The organism is Paraburkholderia caffeinilytica (genome assembly GCF_003368325.1).
In the GTDB taxonomy this organism is placed as follows: Bacteria; Pseudomonadota; Gammaproteobacteria; order Burkholderiales; family Burkholderiaceae; genus Paraburkholderia; species Paraburkholderia caffeinilytica.
On sequence record NZ_CP031467.1, the window covers coordinates 3,197,551 to 3,212,449 of the forward strand.

16 protein-coding genes are annotated in these 14,899 nt (G+C 64.1%); 8 read left to right on the top strand and 8 right to left on the bottom strand.

What is annotated here, in order from left to right; all coding sequences use genetic code 11:
- From DSC91_RS30575 to upp, 8 genes are all read right to left on the bottom strand, one after another.
- Nucleotides 1–630 (bottom strand): Maf family protein, encoded by a 630-nt coding sequence (locus DSC91_RS30575; RefSeq protein ID WP_115782276.1) that lies wholly within the window; start codon nt 628–630, stop codon nt 1–3.
- A gap of 254 nt (nt 631–884) precedes the next feature.
- On the bottom strand, nt 885–1,355 hold the full coding sequence (gene rlmH / locus DSC91_RS30580; protein WP_093639533.1) for a 23S rRNA (pseudouridine(1915)-N(3))-methyltransferase RlmH: 471 nt from the start codon (nt 1,353–1,355) through the stop codon (nt 885–887).
- 78 nt (nt 1,356–1,433) lie between these two features.
- A complete protein-coding gene (rsfS, locus tag DSC91_RS30585; protein WP_115782277.1) occupies nt 1,434–1,889 on the bottom strand; it encodes a ribosome silencing factor in 456 nt (151 codons plus the stop codon).
- 4 nt (nt 1,890–1,893) lie between these two features.
- Entirely contained in the window at nt 1,894–2,646 is a 753-nt protein-coding gene (locus DSC91_RS30590) for a nicotinate-nucleotide adenylyltransferase (RefSeq protein WP_115782278.1), read from the bottom strand.
- 26 nt (nt 2,647–2,672) lie between these two features.
- Nucleotides 2,673–3,596, bottom strand: coding sequence for an oxygen-dependent coproporphyrinogen oxidase (gene hemF, locus DSC91_RS30595; protein ID WP_115782279.1), 924 nt, complete (start codon nt 3,594–3,596; stop codon nt 2,673–2,675).
- A gap of 230 nt (nt 3,597–3,826) precedes the next feature.
- The gene (purD, locus tag DSC91_RS30600; protein WP_115782280.1) at nt 3,827–5,125 is read right to left on the bottom strand and encodes a phosphoribosylamine--glycine ligase; all 1,299 of its coding nucleotides are present in this window, start codon (nt 5,123–5,125) and stop codon (nt 3,827–3,829) included.
- Between the two features lie 263 nt (nt 5,126–5,388).
- Nucleotides 5,389–6,117: a YebC/PmpR family DNA-binding transcriptional regulator gene (locus DSC91_RS30605; protein ID WP_115782281.1), complete on the bottom strand. Its 729-nt coding sequence runs from the start codon at nt 6,115–6,117 to the stop codon at nt 5,389–5,391.
- A 457-nt stretch (nt 6,118–6,574) separates the two neighbouring features.
- Nucleotides 6,575–7,225, bottom strand: a complete 651-nt coding sequence (upp, locus tag DSC91_RS30610; RefSeq protein ID WP_115782282.1) for a uracil phosphoribosyltransferase — start codon at nt 7,223–7,225, stop codon at nt 6,575–6,577.
- 235 nt (nt 7,226–7,460) lie between these two features.
- Between upp and DSC91_RS30615 the strand changes: the two genes are divergently transcribed.
- The 8 genes from DSC91_RS30615 (at nt 7,461) to kdpC (ending at nt 14,675) form a co-directional block, all read left to right on the top strand.
- Nucleotides 7,461–8,243, top strand: coding sequence for an SDR family oxidoreductase (locus tag DSC91_RS30615; RefSeq protein ID WP_115782283.1), 783 nt, complete (start codon nt 7,461–7,463; stop codon nt 8,241–8,243).
- A gap of 76 nt (nt 8,244–8,319) precedes the next feature.
- Complete coding sequence (locus tag DSC91_RS30620) at nt 8,320–8,709, top strand: methylglyoxal synthase (RefSeq protein WP_115782284.1); 390 nt, start codon at nt 8,320–8,322, stop codon at nt 8,707–8,709.
- 53 nt (nt 8,710–8,762) lie between these two features.
- Nucleotides 8,763–9,737 carry a quinone oxidoreductase family protein gene (locus DSC91_RS30625; protein WP_115782285.1) on the top strand — a complete coding sequence of 325 codons (975 nt, stop codon included), beginning with the start codon at nt 8,763–8,765 and terminating at the stop codon, nt 9,735–9,737.
- A 171-nt stretch (nt 9,738–9,908) separates the two neighbouring features.
- Complete coding sequence (locus tag DSC91_RS30630) at nt 9,909–10,022, top strand: hypothetical protein (RefSeq protein WP_028196918.1); 114 nt, start codon at nt 9,909–9,911, stop codon at nt 10,020–10,022.
- Nucleotides 10,019–10,111 carry a K(+)-transporting ATPase subunit F gene (kdpF, locus tag DSC91_RS30635; RefSeq protein ID WP_091795945.1) on the top strand — a complete coding sequence of 31 codons (93 nt, stop codon included), beginning with the start codon at nt 10,019–10,021 and terminating at the stop codon, nt 10,109–10,111. Before DSC91_RS30630 ends, kdpF begins: the two co-directional genes overlap by 4 nt.
- A complete protein-coding gene (kdpA, locus tag DSC91_RS30640; RefSeq protein ID WP_115782286.1) occupies nt 10,108–11,913 on the top strand; it encodes a potassium-transporting ATPase subunit KdpA in 1,806 nt (601 codons plus the stop codon). The genes kdpF and kdpA overlap by 4 nt, the downstream gene beginning before the upstream one ends.
- A gap of 68 nt (nt 11,914–11,981) precedes the next feature.
- Entirely contained in the window at nt 11,982–14,066 is a 2,085-nt protein-coding gene (kdpB, locus tag DSC91_RS30645; protein ID WP_115782287.1) for a potassium-transporting ATPase subunit KdpB, read from the top strand.
- A 30-nt stretch (nt 14,067–14,096) separates the two neighbouring features.
- Nucleotides 14,097–14,675: a potassium-transporting ATPase subunit KdpC gene (gene kdpC / locus DSC91_RS30650; protein WP_115782288.1), complete on the top strand. Its 579-nt coding sequence runs from the start codon at nt 14,097–14,099 to the stop codon at nt 14,673–14,675.
- The last annotated feature ends 224 nt before the right edge of the window (nt 14,676–14,899 follow it).

Genomic DNA, 14,899 nt, shown 5'->3' on the forward strand with positions numbered 1-14,899 from the left:
TTAGAAGTCGATGCGCGCTGCGCGCAGGAGGGCAGCGGTTTCAAAAAGCGGCAAACCCATGATACCTGAATAGGACCCGTCGATATGCTCGATAAACTCGGCGGCGCGTCCCTGCACGCCATACGCGCCCGCCTTGCCGAGCGGCTCGCCGCTCGCGGCATAGCGGCGTACGGCGTCCGCTTGCAGTGCAGCAAAACGCACCTTCGATACCGACAGCGCGGCCGGCAGCACCGTGCCTTCCGCGTCGACCACCGCGACCGCCGTCAACACTTCGTGATCGCGGCCCGCGAGGCGCGTGAGCATCGCGACGGCATCGTCGGTGTCGACGGGCTTGCCGAGGATCGCGTCGTCGATCGTGACGGTTGTGTCGGCCACCAGGATCGGCCGTGCGGCATGCCCACCTGCCACGAGACGCACGCGCGCAGCGTGCGCCTTGGCGATGCACACGCGCTGCACATAATCGCGCGCGCGCTCACCGGGTAGCTCGGCTTCGAGCGCTTCGGCATCTTCATCGGGACGCGGCAGCAGCAATTCGAAGCGCACGCCGAGCTGTTGCAACAGCTCCTGACGGCGTGGACTCTGGGACGCAAGGTACACGAATGGATGCAGCGAAGCAGCTGGCGTTGGCATGAACAGGTCTCGATGAGGCGGGTTGCGTCACTGCGCGAGGAGCGCGCGATGCGCTTGTTGCGCTTGTCAGTCAAGCGTCGATCGGCGTGCGAAAGGGTGCAACAAAAAGTGCAACATAAGGCGCAACAAAAAACGCGTCGATGAGCATGCCGATATATACGTCAATAAGCGCGTCTGCGAACACGTCTACAAACGCATCAATCGGCGCAGACAACGAGACCCAAAACGGGCGGTCGGTCAGCGGCCTCGTTCGCTCACACGCGGTGATAGGGGTGATTTTGCGTGATGGTCCACGCGCGGTAAAGCTGCTCGGCGAGCAGCACGCGGACCATGGCGTGCGGCAGCGTCAGGCTGGAGACACGCAGCAGCATATCGGCGCGCGCTTTCAGATCGGGATCGAGCCCGTCGGCGCCGCCGATCAGAAACGCCACGTCGCGGCCGTCCTGCTGCCAGCCGGGCAGCGCGCCGGCGAGCTGCATGGTGGTCCAATCCTTGCCGCGTTCATCGAGCGCCACGATGCGCGCATTCTTCGGCAACGCGGCTTCGATTTTCTGCCGCTCGGCCGCCATCACGCTTTCGGCCGGCCGTCCCGATGAACGCTGCTCGGGCTTGATTTCACGCAGCTCGATGCGCAGTTCGGGCGGCATGCGCTTCGCGTATTCGTCGAAGCCGGTGGCGATCCAGTCAGGCATCTTGTGGCCGACGGCGAGGATGTGCAGTTTCATGACGGATGTAGTCGGGGGCGCAAGCGCTGCAATCGCTGACCCTGCGTCGCAGGCTCGAGCGGTTTGCCGGCCACGTGCTTACTTGCGGCGCACCGGCGTTTTGCGTGCGGGCTTCTTGGCAGCCGGCGCGTCGTCCTCTTCGTCCTCGTCGTCGGGTTCGCTCGCGCGCGCGCCGCCGAACGGATCCGGCGTCGCCAGCTTCAGGCGCACCGGCTTGTCACCCCAGATTTCTTCGAGGTTGTAGTACTGGCGCAGTGCCGGTTGCAGGATGTGCACGATCGCGTCGCCGCAATCGACCAGCACCCATTCGCCGATGTCCTCGCCCTCGGTGCTGACGATGTCGCCGCCGTTTTCCTTGACGCTCTCGCGCACGCTCGAAGCGAGTGCCTTGGTCTGGCGGTTCGAGGTGCCGGAGGCGACGATCACGCGATCGAACAGCGCGGTCAGGTGGCTGGTGTTGAACACCTTGATGTCTTGCGCTTTGACGTCTTCGAGAGCGTCGACGATCACGCGTTGCAGTTTGCGAATATCCATGGGGTTACCGGTGGTACAGATGATGTTGAAGAATATAGTCCCACACCGCAGTGGGGACATGGCTTGCGGCCTGGGTCTGGCTCTTGTCTTGCGGTTCGCTGCCCGCGAGGGCAAGCCGCTGGTTCACCTGTTCGCGCAGATGCGCGCGAATGTCGGTGGCCGAGACGTTGAACGCAAGCGTCGTATCGATCAGCAAGTGGCCGCAGGGCGTGGCTTGCAGAACGTCGGCACGGGCACGGCGCGCGGCGATTTCCTTCGCGACCACGGGTGGAATCGATGCGAGATCGAAACCGGGGCGCGTGGCCGCGCAGATGTGCGCGAACTCGAACAGGCGCCGCCAGTCGCGCCATGTGTCGAGATGCACCAGTTGATCCGCGCCGATCAGAAGCGCAATCGACGCATCCGGACCTTCGCGTTCACGCCATAACTGCAGCGTGTTGATCGTGTAGGTCGGACCGTCGTGTTCGATCTCGTCGGTCGCCACCCGCACGTTCACGCCCGGCAGCACCAACGCAGTGGCGGCGGCGCGGGTCATGGCCAGCCTGTGAACAGCCGCCGACACGTCCGTTTTCTGCCACGGCTGGCCGGCCGGCAGCAGCACCAGCTCGGTCAGGTTCAGCACCTCGGCGAAACGCCGCGCGAGCGCGAGGTGGCCGTCGTGGATCGGATCGAAAGTGCCGCCGAGCAGTCCGATCCGGCGAGGCAGGGCGACAGGATGAGCGTTCGGCTTCAGGTGAAGATCCTTTGTCGTGGTCACGGGGCGTGCGGTGCGGGCTTCAAGCCTCACACCCACTCGCGTGGCACGAGAAAATCGCTGTAGAGGCGCGCTTCCGGCGTGCCCGGTTCGGGCTGCCAGTTGTAGCGCCAGTTCACCACAGGCGGCATCGACATCAGAATCGATTCGGTGCGTCCGCCGCTCTGCAGCCCAAACAGTGTGCCACGGTCGAAGACCAGATTGAACTCGACGTAGCGGCCGCGCCGGTATGCCTGGAAGTCCCGCTCGGCTTCGCCGTACGGAATGTTGCGGCGCTTTTCGATGATCGGCAGATACGCTTTGAGGAATCCTTCGCCGACGCTTTTCAGCATCGCGAACGATTGATCGAAGCCCGGCGCCGAGAAATCGTCGAAGAAAATCCCGCCGATGCCACGCGGTTCGTTGCGGTGCTTGAGGAAGAAGTACTCGTCGCACCAGCGCTTGAAACTCGGGTAAAGGTCGGCGCCATAAGGCTGCAGCGCGTCGCGGCACACACGATGAAAATGCTGGGCGTCTTCCTCGTAGCCGTAGTACGGCGTCAGATCCATGCCGCCGCCGAACCAGAACACCGGCTCCTCGCCGGCCTTGGTCGCGATCAGCAGACGCACGTTCATATGCACGGTCGGGCAGTGCGGATTGTGCGGGTGCAGCACGAGCGAGACACCCATGGCTTCGAAACCACGGCCGGCCAGTTGCGGGCGCGCGGCGCTCGCCGAACCCGGCAACGTGTCGCCTGCCACGTCCGAAAAGCCGATGCCGGCCCGCTCGAAGAAGTTGCCGCCTTCCAGAATCCGCGTGCAGCCGCCACCGCGCAGCTTTTCGCCGGGGGCGCGCTGCCATGTGTCGGTCGCGAACGGCTTACCGTCGAACGCGCCGAGCGTGTCCGCGATATGCGTTTGCAGGCCTTGCAGCCAGCTGCGCACGGCCTGTGCGTCATAGCTCGAATCGGTCATGAGTGCAGATGCTGAGGGCGGCGCGCTCGTCGTGCCGCGGGTTCTTCGTGAAAGGCAGCCACCGGGACTTCGTCGGGATAGTCCCGCGAAGGCGTGACGCTACGGTTGTTGGCGCCGGGTGGAAGGCCGATCGACCGCGGTGCGCCCACATGGAGCGGTGGGCGCCGCGACGGCCGCGAAAACCCGCAGTGTAGCGCCGTTGGCGCCGCACGCGGGCGAGTGGGGCGGGCTTAGTGCTTGCCTTCGGTCTTGGCGTCGTGCTTGCGGTTCAATGCGCGGTAGCCGATGTCGCGGCGATATTGCATGCCGTCGAACGAGATCTGGTTGATCGTTTCATACGCGACCGATTGCGCGCTGCGTACCGAATCCGCCAGGCCGACCACGCACAGCACGCGGCCGCCCGAGGTGGTCAGCTTGCCGTCCGTCAGCGTGGTGCCGGCGTGGAACGTGACCGAATCGCCGTTTTCGGCCGGGATATCGCTGATCCGGTCACCCTTGCGCGGCGTGTCCGGATAGTTGTGCGCGGCGAGCACCACGCCAAGCGCCGTGCGGCGGTCCCATTCGAGTTCGATCGTATCGAGCGTGCCGGCGATGGCCTGTTCGACCACCTTCGAAAAGTCGCCCTTCAGGCGCGCCATGATCGGCTGCGTCTCCGGGTCGCCCATGCGGCAGTTGAATTCGAGCGTCTTCGGATTGCCTTGCGCGTCGATCATCAGGCCGGCGTACAGAAAGCCGGTGAAGCGGATGCCTTCTTTCTCCATGCCGCGCACGGTCGGCTGGATGATTTCGCGCATCACGCGCGCATGCAGTTGCGGCGTGACGATCGGCGCGGGCGAATAGGCGCCCATGCCGCCGGTGTTTGGCCCCTGGTCCGCGTCGAGCAGGCGCTTGTGATCCTGGCTCGAAGCGAGCGCCAGCACGTGCTTGCCGTCCACCATGACGATGAAGCTGGCTTCTTCGCCGGCGAGGAATTCCTCGATCACGACCCGCGCGCCGGCATCGCCCAGCTTGTTGTCCGACAGCATCATGTCGACCGCGGCGTGCGCTTCTTCCAGCGTTTGCGCGACCACGACGCCCTTGCCGGCGGCGAGGCCGTCGGCCTTGATCACGATCGGCGCGCCCTTGGCGTCCAGATACGCGTGCGCGGCGGCGACGTCGGCGAAGGTTTCGTATTCGGCGGTCGGGATGGCGTGGCGCTTCATGAACGCCTTGGCGAAATCTTTCGAGCTCTCGAGCTGCGCGGCTTCCTTGCTCGGCCCGAAAATCTTCAGACCGCGTGAGCGGAACAGATTGACGATGCCCGCGGCCAGTGGGCCTTCCGGTCCGACCAGCGTGAAAGCGATCTGCTCTTTCTCGACGAAATCGGCGAGCTCGGCCGGATCGGTGATGTCGATGTTGCGCAGACGCTCGTCCTGGGCGGTGCCGCCATTGCCGGGCGCAACGTAGACAAGCTGGACCCGCGGCGATTGCGCGAGCTTCCATGCGAGCGCATGTTCGCGACCGCCGGAACCGACGACGAGTAACTTCATGTGAATCCCCGAGACTTAAAAACCATAAACGGCCGAAGCATCACGCTCAGCCGTGGAATAACAGCGAGGTTTGCAATGGACCCGCAGCCAGGTAGCGGCGCAGGGCACATGGCGAACCCGGTGGCAGCGGTGCGGACGGGCACAAACCAACGCCCGGCCAACGCCCGTTCAACAGCAACGCAATGTTCAGACGCGAGCGCCAACCGGCGGCGCGGGCGCGTGGTTCGATGCCGATCCACGCGCGAGGCACCGCCGAGGCATGCTCACTCGTCGGCGATCGCGGCGTTTGTATAGACTTCCTGCACGTCGTCCAGATTTTCCAGCGCGTCGAGCAGCTTCTGCATTTTCACCGCGTCGTCGCCCGTGAATTCGACTTCCGTCTGAGGTTTCATCGTCACCTCGGCCACTTCGGCCTTGAAGCCCGCGGCTTCCAGCGCGGCCTTCACCTTCGGGAAATCGTTCGGCGGGCACAGCACCTCGATACTGCCGTCTTCATTCGTGAGGACGTCGTCGGCGCCGGCTTCGAGTGCGGCTTCCATCAGCTTGTCTTCCGGCGTGCCGGGCGCGAACAGGAACTGGCCGACGTGATCGAACATGAACGACACCGAGCCGTCCGTGCCCATGTTGCCGCCGTTCTTCGAGAACGCGTGACGCACGTCCGCCACCGTGCGGGTGCGGTTGTCGGTCATGGTATCCACGATCACCGCTGCGCCGCCGATGCCGTAGCCTTCGTAGCGGATTTCTTCGTAGTTTGCACCGTCCACACCGCCCACGCCGCGCTGGATCGCACGGTTGACGTTATCTTTCGGCATGTTGGCGTCGTACGCCTTTTCGACGGCCAGCCGCAGACGCGGGTTCGAGTCGATGTCGCCGCCGCCCATGCGCGCGGCCACCTGAATTTCCTTGATGAGCCGCGTCCAGACCTTGCCGCGCTTGGCGTCGGCCGCTGCTTTCTTATGCTTGATGTTGGCCCATTTCGAATGACCCGCCATACTTTTCTCCGTCGCGCGCGCCAGTGGGGCGCACGCATTGTGCAATTGTCGTTGCGATGTCGGGCGCGCGGCGCTGCTGATTGCGACCTTGCGCCTCGATGTCAAACCGCTCGCGCCGGACCGCCCGGTGTTGGACCGCCCGGTGTCGGACCTGCCTCAGCCTGATCGCGCCCGGCCAGACCCGGCTAGCGGGACCGAAGGTCGGCAGCGCGGTTGGGTGCGGGGCGGTGTGGTCAGCGGGCGGCACAGTGGCGCCCCAACTGCGCCGGTCCCGGCAGGCTCCGCGCAAAGGCGCGATGTGCCGGGTGGCAGTGCAAGTTGAGTCGCTCGTTGAGCGGATTCGAATTTTATCACGCCGCGAGGGTGCGGCAGAGGGTGCGTAGCCGGAAACTGCACGGAAATTGGGCAGCGGCGGTGTCTTGCGCGCGCCGCCCCCGTTGCTTTCTTCGGCCCGCTGTCAGTTTTTCGTGCCGAACAGGCGGTCGCCGGCGTCGCCGAGACCCGGCACGATGTACGCGTGCTCGTTCAGGTGCGAATCGAGCGACGCCACGTACAGCTTGACGTCCGGATGCGCGTCCTGGAACACCTGCACGCCTTCCGGCGCGGCCACCAGCGCGAGGAACAGGATGTTCTCGCCGCTCACGTTGCGGCGCTTGAGGACGTCCACCGCGTGGACGGCGGAGTAACCGGTCGCGACCATCGGATCGCACAGAATGAACACGCGGTCTTCCAGGTCCGGCAGGCGCACCAGATACTCGACCGGGCGATGGTCCTCGGCGCGATACACGCCGATGTGGCCCACACGCGCGGACGGCACCAGCTCCAGCAGGCCGTCCGACATGCCGATGCCGGCCCGCAGCACCGGCACGATCGCCAGTTTCTTGCCGGCGATCACCGGCGCGTCGATCTCGACCAGCGGCGTGGTGAGGCGGCGCGTGGTCATCGGCAGGTTGCGGGTGATTTCGTAGCCCATCAGCAGCGTGATCTCGCGCAGCAGTTCGCGGAACGTGCGGGTCGAGGTGTCCCGGTCGCGCATATGCGACAGCTTGTGCTGGATCAGCGGGTGATCGAGGATGAAAAGATTGGGAAAACGGCTGTCCTGGGTCATGGCGGGGGCGCAAGCGGCGGCTAGAGGGATCGGTTCGGCGCTCCGCACGGCCGAAACCGGCTGGCGGACGCGCCACGGCGCAAGTTTACCGAAAGAGTGGCGCCGGAAGATACCGGAGATTGCAGCAGCCCGGCGCAGTCCGGCACCGATTCTTCTAGAATCGGGGAAACTTTGCCACGATCGGCAACCGCGGGGCTCATCCCCCGCGCCACGACTACGTCACGAGGATACGCACATGGACATGGGAATCGCAGGGCGCACCGCGCTGGTTTGCGCGGCCAGCAAGGGTCTGGGGCGCGGCTGCGCGGAAGCGCTGGCAGCCGAAGGCGTCAACCTGACCATCGTCGCGCGCACGGCCGAGACGCTGGAGGCGACCGCCGCCGAGATTCGCAAGCAGAGCGGCGTCGAAGTGAAAACGGTGGCGTGCGACATCACCACGCCCGAAGGGCGCGCCGCGGCGCTCGCCGCCTGTCCGCAGCCGGACATTCTGGTCAACAACGCGGGCGGCCCGCCGCCGGGCGACTTCCGTAACTTCACGCACGAAGACTGGATTCGCGCGCTGGAGAGCAACATGCTCACGCCGATCGAGCTGATCCGCGCGACCATCGACGGGATGAGCGAGCGCGGCTTTGGGCGCATCGTCAACATCACGAGCTCGGCGGTCAAGGCGCCGATCGACGTGCTCGGCCTGTCCAACGGCGCGCGCTCGGGGCTGACCGGTTTCATTGCGGGACTGGCGCGCAGCAAGGTGGCCTCCGCGGGCGTGACGATCAACAGCCTGCTGCCGGGCCTGTTCGACACCGACCGCATCGCCACCACCTTCGCGGCGCAAGCCAACGCACAACACATTTCCGTCGACGACGCGCGCAAGCAGCGCATGAAGACGATTCCCGCCGGCCGGTTCGGCACGCGCGAAGAGTTTGGCCGCGCCTGTGCGTTTCTGTGCAGCGTGCATGCCGGCTATATCACCGGCCAGAACTGGCTGATCGACGGCGGCGCTTACCCCGGTACGTTCTGAGCGGGCACGTTCCGACGCACCAGCATCCTCTTCACTACAACAACGACAATCACAACGGTTTCAGGAGTCTTACGTCATGACCACCCGTATTGCGCTGATCGCGCACGATCACAAGAAAGACGACATCGTCAAACTGGCCGGCGAATACGTCGATACGCTCCGGCGCTGCGACATCATCGCGACCGGCACGACCGGCACGCGTATCGGTGACGCGCACGGCCTCACGGTCGAGCGCATGTTGTCCGGTCCGCATGGCGGCGACCTGCAGATCGGCGCGCAGCTCGCGGAAGGGCGGGTGGACATGGTGATCTTCCTGCGCGACCCGATGACGCCGCAGCCGCACGAACCGGATATCAACGCGCTGGTGCGTGCTTGCGACGTCCACAACATTCCGTGCGCCACCAATATTTCGACCGCGCGAATGATTCTCGACGTGCTGACCTTGCGCCTCACGCAACAGGTCTAGATCGACTTAGCGGTGTTGCAGGATCGAACGAAATCACAAACAAAGGAGGCGTGATGGTCAAAGCAATCCGATTCGAAAAAACCGGCGGCCCGGAGGTCATGAAATGGGTGGACGTCGAAGTGGGCGAGCCGGGTGCGGGCGAGATCCGCATCAGGCAGACTGCGGTTGGCCTGAACTATATCGACGTGTATTTCCGCACGGGCTTGTATCCGCTGCCGTTGCCCGGTGGCCTCGGCATGGAAGCGGCCGGTGAGGTGACGGCGGTCGGCACGGGCGTGACCGGTCTCAAAGCGGGCGATCGCGTGGCGTACGTGGCGCGTCCGCCGGGCGCGTACACGCAGGAGCGTGTGCTGCCGGCGGCGCAAGTCGTCAAGGTGCCGGACGCGTTGAGCGACGAGCAGGCGGCCTCCGTCATGCTGCAAGGGCTGACTGCGCAATATCTGCTGCGCCGCACGTATCCGGTGAAAGCCGGCGACACGATCCTGATTCAGGCCGCGGCCGGCGGTGTCGGCTTGCTGGTTTGCCAGTGGGCGAAGGCGCTCGGCGCAACGGTGATCGGCACGGTTAGCTCCGATGAAAAAGCCGAAATCGCCAAAGCTCACGGCTGCGATCACGCGGTTGTCTATACGCGAGAAAACTTCACCAAGCGCGTGCGCGAGATCACCAACGGTGCCGGTGTGCCGGTGGTGTACGACTCGATCGGTAAGGACACGTTTACAGGCTCGCTCGACTGCCTCGCGCCGCTCGGCTTGTTCGTGAGCTTCGGCAATGCCTCGGGGCCGTTGCCGCCGATCGACTCGTCGGAATTCGCCGGACGCGGCTCGTTGTTCTTTACGCGCCCGACGCTCTTCACCTATATCGCCAAACGCAGCGACTACGAGGCGATGTCCACGGAGCTCTTCGACGTGCTGGTGTCGGGCAAGGTGAAGGCGAGCATCAATCAGCGCTACGCGCTGGCCGATGTCGGGAAGGCGCACGCGGATCTTGAAGGGCGCCGCACCACGGGCTCGACGATTTTGCTACCGTAAACGCGCATTACCGCAAACCTATACCCCATTGGCAAAAGGCCGCTCCATTCGTGATGGAGCGGCCTTTTCCGTTTACGCGTTTTTTACACCCCATCTCAAATCTTTGACCAGCCCTTTACGCGCTTCGGCATAACGTTGCACCTATCCAAAGTCCGTGAATGGGGAATAAAAATGGATGTGCTGTATGTCGGGGGGCTGGTGCTGTTTTTCGCGCTGACCTTTGCATTGATTGCCGGCTGCGAGAAGCTGATGCAGTTCCGCCGTGGCCAGGGAGCGCGCTCATGAGCTGGATTCTCTGGTTGTCCGGTGCGGCGACCGCGCTGCTGTTTGTGTACCTGGTCTATGCGCTGTTGCGCGCGGAGGACATTGAATGAACTCGAACAATGTCCTGCAAGCGGGCCTCTTCATCGTCGTGCTGCTGGCTGCCGCGGTGCCGATGTCCCGCTATCTGAGCAATGTGATGGACGGCAGCTCGCGCGTGGTCCGTTTCGGCGGACCTGTCGAACGTTTGCTGTATCGCATCGCAGGCGTCGATCCGTCGGCGGAAATGGGCTGGAAGCACTACGCGATCGCCACGATCGCGTTCAACGCGCTCGGCACGCTTTTCCTTTACGTGTTGCTGCGCGTGCAAGGCTGGTTGCCGGGCAACCCGCAGCAATTCGGCCCGATGACGGTTGACGGCGCGTTCAATACGGCGGTCAGCTTCGTGACCAACACGAACTGGCAGGATTACACGCCTGAGCAGACCGTTGGCTATCTGGCGCAGATGCTCGGCTTTACCGTCCAGAACTTCTTTTCGGCTGCCACCGGCATCGTAGTGGTGATTGCGCTGATTCGCGGCTTCGCGCGTCACACCGCGCAAACCATCGGCAACTTCTGGGTCGACCTCACGCGAGTGACGCTTTACGTGTTGCTGCCGATGTCGGCGATCATTGCTGCGATCCTGATGAGCCAGGGCGTAATCCAGAACTTCAAGTCGTATCAGGACGTGCCCACGCTGCAAACCACGACGTACGCCGCACCGAAGCTCGATGCGCAAGGCAATCCGGTGAAGGACGCGAAGGGCAACCCGGTCACGGTCGATACGCCGGTGAAGACGCAAACCATCGCGATGGGTCCGGTTGCTTCGCAGGAAGCGATCAAGATGCTCGGCACCAACGGTGGCGGCTTCTTTAACGGCAACTCGGCGCATCCGTATGAAAACCCGACGCCGTTCTCGAATTTCCTGCAGATCTTCGCGATCCTGATCATTCCTGCGGCCCTGGCACTCGTATTCGGCCGGATGATCATGGACCGCAAGCAGGGCGTGGCCGTGCTCGCGGCAATGACGATCGCTTTCGGCGTATGCGTGTTCGGCGAAATCGGCGCCGAGCAATCGGGCAATCCGGCGTTCGCCGCGTTGCACGTCGATCAATCGGCGAATGCGATGCAGTCGGGCGGTAATGCGGAAGGCAAGGAAACGCGCTTCGGCATCGCGCAGTCGGGCATCTTCACGGTGGCGACCACGGCGGCTTCATGCGGCGCGGTAGCGAATACGCACGACTCGCTGACGCCGATCGGCGGCCTCTATCCGATGCTGCTGATGCAACTCGGCGAGGTGATCTTCGGCGGCGTGGGTTCCGGTATGTACGGCATGCTCGTGTTCGCCCTGCTGGCCGTGTTCGTGGCCGGCCTGATGATCGGCCGCACGCCTGAATACGTCGGCAAGAAGATCGAAGCGTACGAGATGAAGATGGTGTCGATCGTGGTGCTGCTGACGCCGCTGCTGGTGCTGGTGGGCACGTCGATCGCGGTGCTGACCGATGCGGGCAAGGCGGGTATCGCCAACCCCGGCGCGCACGGCTTCTCCGAAATCCTCTACGCGTTCAGCTCGGCCGCGAATAACAACGGCAGTGCGTTTGCCGGCCTGACGGTGAGCACGCCGTTCTACAACTGGCTCACGGCCATCGCGATGTGGTTCGGCCGCTTCGGCACGATCATCCCGGTGCTGGCGATCGCGGGCTCGCTCGCCGCCAAGAAGCGCATCGGCGTGACCGGCGGCACGCTGCCGACCCATGGCCCGCTGTTCGTCGTGCTGCTGCTCGGCACGGTGCTGCTGGTCGGCGCGCTGACCTATGTGCCTGCGCTTGCGCTCGGCCCCGGTGTCGAACATCTGATGATGATGGGCGCCCATTGAGGCGACTCATCGGGATGACACAGGCGACCAGCGAGTGAACACGCGCAAACGGGAAATTCGAGGATTCAATGACTGAACATAATGCAACCAGGTCCATGTTCGACCCGGCGCTGCTGCGCCCGGCGATCGTGGACTCCTTCAAAAAGCTCACGCCGCGCACGCAGTTCCGTAACCCGGTGATGTTCTGCGTGTATGTCGGAAGCATTCTGACGACTATTTTGTGGATCGCCGCGCTAGGCGGTCAGGCCGAGGCGCCCGCGGGCTTCATTCTCGCGGTCACCTTGTGGCTGTGGTTCACGGTGCTGTTCGCCAACTTCGCTGAAGCGCTCGCCGAAGGCCGTTCCAAGGCCCAGGCCGCGTCGCTGCGCAGCGCGAAGAAAGACGTGATGGCCAAGAAGCTCAACGAGCCGCATCCGAAGTCGCCGATCCGCATCACGACGGCCACCGATCTGCGCAAAGGCGACGTTGTGCTGGTCGAAACGGGCGACGTGATTCCGGCTGACGGCGAAGTGATCGACGGTGTCGCGTCGGTCGACGAATCGGCGATCACGGGCGAATCCGCACCGGTGATCCGCGAGTCGGGCGGCGACTTTTCGTCGGTGACGGGCGGCACGCGCGTGCTGTCGGACTGGATCGTCGTGCGGGTCACGGCCAATCCGGGCGAGGCCTTCCTCGACCGCATGATCGCGATGGTCGAAGGCGCGAAGCGTCAGAAAACGCCAAACGAAATCGCCCTGACGATCCTGCTGGTCGCGTTGACGATCGTGATGTTGCTGGCTACCGCCACGCTGCTGCCGTTCTCGATGTTCTCCGTCGAAGCTGCAAAAGCGGGTCACGTGGTCACGATTACGGCGCTGGTCGCGTTGCTGGTGTGCCTGATTCCGACCACCATCGGCGGGTTGTTGTCGGCCATCGGTGTGGCCGGCATGAGCCGCATGATGCAGGCGAACGTGATCGCCACCTCGGGCCGCGCTGTTGAAGCCGCAGGCGACGTCGACGTGTTGCTGCTCGACAAGACCGGCACGATCACGCTCGGCAACCGCCAGGCTTCGCAGTTCGTGCCGGCGCCGGGCTTGACCGAAGAAGCGCTGGCGGATGCCGCCCAGCTTTCGTCGCTCGCCGACGAAACGCCGGAAGGCCGCAGCATCGTCGTGCTGGCCAAGCAGCGCTTCAATATCCGTCAACGCGACATGGCCTCGCTGCATGCGGTGTTCCTCGCGTTCACGGCGCAAACGCGCATGAGCGGCGTTGACCTGCCGGGCCGTGAAATTCGCAAGGGCGCAGCCGACGCGGTGAAGAACTACGTCGAAGCGAATGGCGGCCGTTTCCCGAACGAAGTCAGCACGGCCGTGGCCGAAGTCGCTCGCCGCGGCAGCACGCCGCTGGTGGTCGCCGAGAAAGGCGAGCAGGGCGCACGCGTGCTCGGCGTGATCGAGTTGAAAGACGTGGTGAAGGGCGGCATCAAGGAGCGCTTCGCCGAGCTGCGCAAGATGGGCATCAAGACCATCATGGTGACCGGCGACAACCGGTTGACGGCAGCGGCGATTGCAGCAGAAGCGGGCGTCGATGATTTCCTCGCCGAAGCCACGCCGGAAGCGAAGCTCGCGACGATCCGTTCGCACCAGGCCGAAGGCCGCCTCGTGGCGATGACCGGCGACGGCACCAACGACGCCCCGGCGCTCGCACAAGCCGATGTGGCAGTGGCGATGAACACCGGCACGCAGGCCGCGAAAGAGGCCGGCAACATGGTCGACCTCGATTCGAATCCGACCAAGCTGATCGAGATCGTCGAGATCGGCAAGCAGATGCTGATGACGCGCGGCTCGCTCACCACGTTCTCGATTGCGAACGACGTGGCCAAGTACTTCGCGATCATCCCGGCGGCGTTCGCAACGACCTATCCCGCGCTGAATGCGCTGAACGTGATGCATCTGGCCACACCGGCCTCGGCGATCATGTCGGCGGTGATTTTCAACGCGCTGATCATCGTGCTGCTGATTCCGCTGGCGCTCAAAGGCGTGCGTTATCGCGCGCTCGGCGCGGCGATCCTGCTGCGCCGCAATCTGCTGATCTATGGCTTGGGCGGGATCATCGTGCCGTTCATCGGCATCAAGCTGATCGATATGGTGCTGGCCGCCTTCGGCTGGGTTTGAGCCGCGGCTGTTCAAGAGGAATGACTCATCATGAAAAATCTGTTCCGTCCGTTGATCGTGATCTTCGCGGTGCTGACCGCCGTCACCGGTCTCGCTTATCCCGCCGTGATGACCGTGGTCGGTCAGGCGGCCTTCAACAACCAGGCTAACGGCAGCATGCTCGAGCAGGACGGCAAGGTGGTCGGCTCGAAGCTGATCGGCCAGCAGTTCGATGCGCCGCAGTACTTCTGGGGCCGTCTGTCGGCCACCAGTCCGATGCCGTACAACCCGCAGGCTTCGGGCGGTTCGAACCTCGGTCCGACCAACCCGGCGTTGCTCGATGAAGTCAAAGGCCGCATCGACGCGTTGAAGGCGGCCGGCACGGATATGTCGAAGCCGGTGCCGGTCGATCTGGTGACGTCCTCGGGCAGCGGTCTCGATCCTGAGATCAGCCAGGCGGCGGCCGCCTATCAGATCGAACGCGTCGCCAAGGCGCGTAAGCTCGCTACCAACGATGTGCAGGCGCTGGTCGATCGTTATACGAGCGGCCGTCAGTTCGGTATTTTCGGTGAGCCGCGTGTGAATGTGCTGCAACTGAATCTGGCGCTCGATGAGATGAAACACGGTTGAGCGTGGCTGACATCGATAAGTGTGGTTGATGGCTGTGGTTCGAGGAGGCGGCGACCATGTGGTGCCGCCTTTGCCATTTGTTCGCGACTCCGCTTTTGCAGCGGGCCGCCTGGGCGCCGCATGTATCGTCGGCAAATGGCAGCCGGCGTGGCTGCTTGTGCCATTTGCGGCGCGGCCGCTGCCGTGCCACCATGCATGCACTATCGCTCGCCTTACTATGAAAA

What these genes read in the sequence shown, in the direction of transcription:
- DSC91_RS30575 (WP_115782276.1), bottom strand. Translation starts at nt 630, where the DNA reads ATGCCAACGCCAGCTGCTTCGCTGCATCCATTCGTGTACCTTGCGTCC.
- rlmH (WP_093639533.1), bottom strand. Translation starts at nt 1,355, where the DNA reads ATGAAACTGCACATCCTCGCCGTCGGCCACAAGATGCCTGACTGGATC.
- rsfS (WP_115782277.1), bottom strand. Translation starts at nt 1,889, where the DNA reads ATGGATATTCGCAAACTGCAACGCGTGATCGTCGACGCTCTCGAAGAC.
- hemF (WP_115782279.1), bottom strand. Translation starts at nt 3,596, where the DNA reads ATGACCGATTCGAGCTATGACGCACAGGCCGTGCGCAGCTGGCTGCAA.
- purD (WP_115782280.1), bottom strand. Translation starts at nt 5,125, where the DNA reads ATGAAGTTACTCGTCGTCGGTTCCGGCGGTCGCGAACATGCGCTCGCA.
- DSC91_RS30605 (WP_115782281.1), bottom strand. Translation starts at nt 6,117, where the DNA reads ATGGCGGGTCATTCGAAATGGGCCAACATCAAGCATAAGAAAGCAGCG.
- upp (WP_115782282.1), bottom strand. Translation starts at nt 7,225, where the DNA reads ATGACCCAGGACAGCCGTTTTCCCAATCTTTTCATCCTCGATCACCCG.
- DSC91_RS30615 (WP_115782283.1), top strand. Translation starts at nt 7,461, where the DNA reads ATGGACATGGGAATCGCAGGGCGCACCGCGCTGGTTTGCGCGGCCAGC.
- DSC91_RS30620 (WP_115782284.1), top strand. Translation starts at nt 8,320, where the DNA reads ATGACCACCCGTATTGCGCTGATCGCGCACGATCACAAGAAAGACGAC.
- DSC91_RS30625 (WP_115782285.1), top strand. Translation starts at nt 8,763, where the DNA reads ATGGTCAAAGCAATCCGATTCGAAAAAACCGGCGGCCCGGAGGTCATG.
- DSC91_RS30630 (WP_028196918.1), top strand. Translation starts at nt 9,909, where the DNA reads ATGGATGTGCTGTATGTCGGGGGGCTGGTGCTGTTTTTCGCGCTGACC.
- kdpF (WP_091795945.1), top strand. Translation starts at nt 10,019, where the DNA reads ATGAGCTGGATTCTCTGGTTGTCCGGTGCGGCGACCGCGCTGCTGTTT.
- kdpA (WP_115782286.1), top strand. Translation starts at nt 10,108, where the DNA reads ATGAACTCGAACAATGTCCTGCAAGCGGGCCTCTTCATCGTCGTGCTG.
- kdpB (WP_115782287.1), top strand. Translation starts at nt 11,982, where the DNA reads ATGACTGAACATAATGCAACCAGGTCCATGTTCGACCCGGCGCTGCTG.
- kdpC (WP_115782288.1), top strand. Translation starts at nt 14,097, where the DNA reads ATGAAAAATCTGTTCCGTCCGTTGATCGTGATCTTCGCGGTGCTGACC.